Genomic DNA, 3,545 nt, shown 5'->3' on the forward strand with positions numbered 1-3,545 from the left:
CAATGCATCCTGACCCTAGCGGTCACTTACCACTCTGAGATTTCAGGAGTGCCACAACCGGTTCAACAGCGTTGCGAAGATAGACCGGTCCGACATCCAGGCCGTTTGGTCGGAACGGCTGGACCCGCTCGCTCTGCAGAACGGCCCGAATCGTGTTCAAATGCGCGCCGGTTTCGGCCGACAGCATCGATGGTGTCGTGTAGTTGGTCTCAAACGCAGCGATGTCGCCCTGGCTCATGCGCCATTCCCGACGCCTCGTCGTGGGATTCAAAAGCAACATGGCAGGCGTGTAACCCCTTCGATCAAAGCCAGGAATTGACCTTTCCCTCGAATACCCGCCGACCGGGCGAAGGCCGCTGCGGTCATCTCGCCTTCGTTGGTCGATGGCTTGCGCTTCGGCGCGGCCTTCGCCCTGAACGCGGCAACCTCAGAGATTCCCACCACAAGCCCATGGTAACCGGACACATCAGGACATTGACCAAGGCGCAGAGAACCCGTCCGGATGGCCGCAATGATCTCGCCAACAGGAAGGTCCAGCCGCTTGTGAACGAGTTGGATCGTCTCCCACCCTGGCTCCTCTGGGGCAATCGGCTGCGCATAGGCCTCCCACTCCTCAAGAAGAGCTTGGCCATCCGCAAGCCGCCAAGGCGATTTGATCGTAGCGACGTTGGTCCTTGGGACGAGGACACCGTCTGCCTTCAACCCGTTCAATTCGGCTAGGGTCGCGCCGATTGCCCGTCGCAGCGCAATGGGACCGACCAGTGTCGGGATTTCATCAAGGACGTGCTGCCAGGCTTTAGCATCAAAGGTCTTGTGGGCGTCAGCACGCGCGTCACTGGGCGCGAACGCGCCTGCTTCCGTCAAGAAATCATCCAGAACAGCCGGGCCGATGCCGGTTTCCTTGGATGCGGACGTGAGGGAGTGGACGCGCCGCTCTGTCACGGCCTGCCCGAGAAGGTCATCACCTAGCGCCAACGGCCAGATTTCCAGAAAATAGTCTCGAAGGATCCCGCGAAAGCCCGCAAAGGCATCCTCATCAAGATAGATGCCCTTGAGATGCTTGAAGAGCGGACCCATTTCGCCCTGCGTCACGATGTGGCCGCCGTCCTGTGACCGCATGAGGATGTCCAAAGCCGCTCGGATCCCATCAGGGCCATGCGAGACAAAGGCAAAGCCCGTGGCCTTGGCGCGCCGATCGTCCGGTGCCTCGCCCCGTTTGCGCAGCAAGGCTGCACCGATGAACTCGCAGAGTGTGATCGCCGGAAACACCGGCTGTGAGGCCAGCCATGTGTCGTCCGCAGCTGTGCCCTGCGAGAGACGCTTATCAAGCCAAAGGTCATAGTCGGTAGGATCAATGCGCACGCAATCGAATGATCCTGCTCGCAGGTCTGGCAGGATTTCCGCCAATCTCGCTCCGATATCATCCCGTTCGATGGGGCGCGCGCTGGACCATAAGGGAACCAGCGGATGGTGGTGACGGTGGCAAATATCAACACCTCTGCAAAGCCAGTCGCCCCGCAAGGCAATTTGCCGCAACGGATGGGGCTGATCAGCGGCCTGCTCACGCATGCAGTGTGGACAGCCCCGAATGATCGGATTTCGCAGAGCCCGCGAGACGAAGACTTCCTTGCGAAATCGCATCCGGACGTCTCCGATGCGTTCATCTGTCCAGGAGAGCAGCTCGGCGAGCTGCGTGGCCGACAGCCCTGCGCGTTCTGCAAAAATCGCGACGGCCTCTTCGTACTGCTCCAAGATACGGCGGAAGGTGATGCCGAGATCGGAGGGGGAAGCCGAAGACGTCGGTTCCACTTTAGGATTGCCATGCGCGAGAACAGCGACGGAAGCGTCTCGCGGTCAACGGACTCCACCGTAACGGCAAGTTTCCAGAGCAAATACACCTCCTGTGTGCTCAAACGCCCCATGTGTTTGGATACGCGGTTCCATAGCCGTTTCGGGATCGGAATCGAAGTCGCCATTCGCTGCAAGCGCAAATAGAGACATGTGCCATGCGGGGTCCGATCGGCATGTGACCTGCCCTCTGCGGGTCCCTCATTCATAACGAGGGTCTGTTGGTTGGTGTGCACTGCTCCCCAACGCTGGACCGCCGGAAGCTGGATTTTTCCGGCTTTTCACGATGACGGGCTGGTGGCGCCATCGGGATAGTGCATGGCGATCGGGGCGTTGTATCCGATCGCGCTGTGGGGGCGGTCTTCGTTGTAGTGTTTACCACTGCCCGGCAGGCGATTGCGAAGCAATCTGCCGAGAGGGGCCAATCTTCTAACTTTTCACGGGCGGCGGTCAGGCTCATGAACCAGTGGGCGTTCAGACATTCTGCTCGGAGCTTGCTGTTGAAGGTGAGGAGGGATCAGGCAACAGTCCGGGGGACTGTTGGCCCCGACGCAAGATGAAACCATTGTCCGTCTGCTTGCCTGGCCTTGAGAAGTCCAGCGTGACGTCGTTGGCATATGCCCACAGGTCCAGATCGCGGGAGATAAATTCGCTGCCGTTGTCGACCCGTATGGTGTTCGGATAGCCGATCTTGCCGCAGACCTCTTCCAGCGTTTGAACCACGTTCTCGCCACGGTAGCTGAACCGCGGATTTACGACCGGGCAGAACCGCGAATGCGTATCGATCACTGTCAGGATCCTCAACTTTTTGCCCATGGCGAGCTGATCATGGACGAAGTCCATCGCCCAGACATCGTTCGGTCCGGCGGCTTCTTCCCGGTCCTTTCGCAGCTTGGCTTTCACGCGCCGCTTCGGGTGCTTATTCCGCAGCTGCAGACCCAACTCATTGTAAATCCTACGCGTCTTCTTGATATTGATGGTCCAACCCTCTCGCCGGAGCAAAACATGGATGTGCCGGTAGCCATACCGGACACGCGTCTCGCAAATCTCCCTGATCCGCATCTCGACAGCAGCCTGAACCGTGCGCCGGGACTTGTAGTGGTAGCTGGAGGTGTCGAAACGGACGGCCCCACAAGCCCTCCTGATCGACCCGCCCCAGTCGATGCACATCCCGGTGACGAGCTCGCGAAAACGGCCAGGCTTCAGAGCTTTCGCCGGATCACGTCCTGCAACATCTCGCGGTCAAGCGTCAGGTCAGCGACGGTTGTTCGGGGAGAATAGTCCCCCGGACTGTTCCCTGATTTCTCCAACTCTTCAGCCGTGTGTTCTCATCTTCCAAAGCCTTCAACCGGCGCATCTCGTCCGGCAGCAGGCCGCCATATTTGTTTGGCGGGAAAACCGTTCACTGCACGCTTTTCTTTATCCGCCTGCACTCCAGTTGAAGTCGATCGCTTGGCCCCCTCTCGGGATCATGCTGCGCATGACCCTGCCGGGCAGTTATCCCCGCCTTGCGGCATATCTCCGCGACCGGTGTGCCTTGCTCGCCCTGCTTCAGAATGAACGCCTTCTGCGCCTCCGTGAATTTCGATGCCTTCATGCGTTTCCGCTCCTCTACCAGCCAAGGATTCCGTCCGGAAAACTCTAAGCTAGAACGGGGCGTTTTCGGGGATCACATCAAACGAAGGGACGGACAATGA

At 59.3% G+C, this 3,545-nt stretch carries 2 protein-coding genes and 1 pseudogene; all 3 read right to left on the minus strand.

Annotated features, from left to right (window positions below; all coding sequences use genetic code 11):
* Nucleotides 1-22: 22 nt before the first annotated feature.
* The 3 genes and pseudogenes from KO516_RS22370 to KO516_RS22380 all read right to left on the minus strand — a co-directional run bounded on the left by KO516_RS22370 (nucleotide 23) and on the right by KO516_RS22380 (nucleotide 3,445).
* Nucleotides 23-238, minus strand: a complete 216-nt coding sequence (locus KO516_RS22370) for a hypothetical protein (RefSeq protein ID WP_216006008.1) — start codon at nucleotides 236-238, stop codon at nucleotides 23-25.
* A gap of 29 nt (nucleotides 239-267) precedes the next feature.
* Nucleotides 268-1,809 carry a TniQ family protein gene (locus KO516_RS22375; RefSeq protein WP_216006009.1) on the minus strand — a complete coding sequence of 514 codons (1,542 nt, stop codon included), beginning with the start codon at nucleotides 1,807-1,809 and terminating at the stop codon, nucleotides 268-270.
* Nucleotides 1,810-2,129: 320 nt separating this feature from the next.
* A pseudogene (locus tag KO516_RS22380) lies at nucleotides 2,130-3,445 on the minus strand (IS3 family transposase).
* Between the last annotated feature and the right edge of the window lie 100 nt (nucleotides 3,446-3,545).

It is taken from the genome of Citreicella sp. C3M06 (assembly GCF_018860705.1).
In the GTDB taxonomy this organism is placed as follows: Bacteria; Pseudomonadota; Alphaproteobacteria; order Rhodobacterales; family Rhodobacteraceae; genus Salipiger.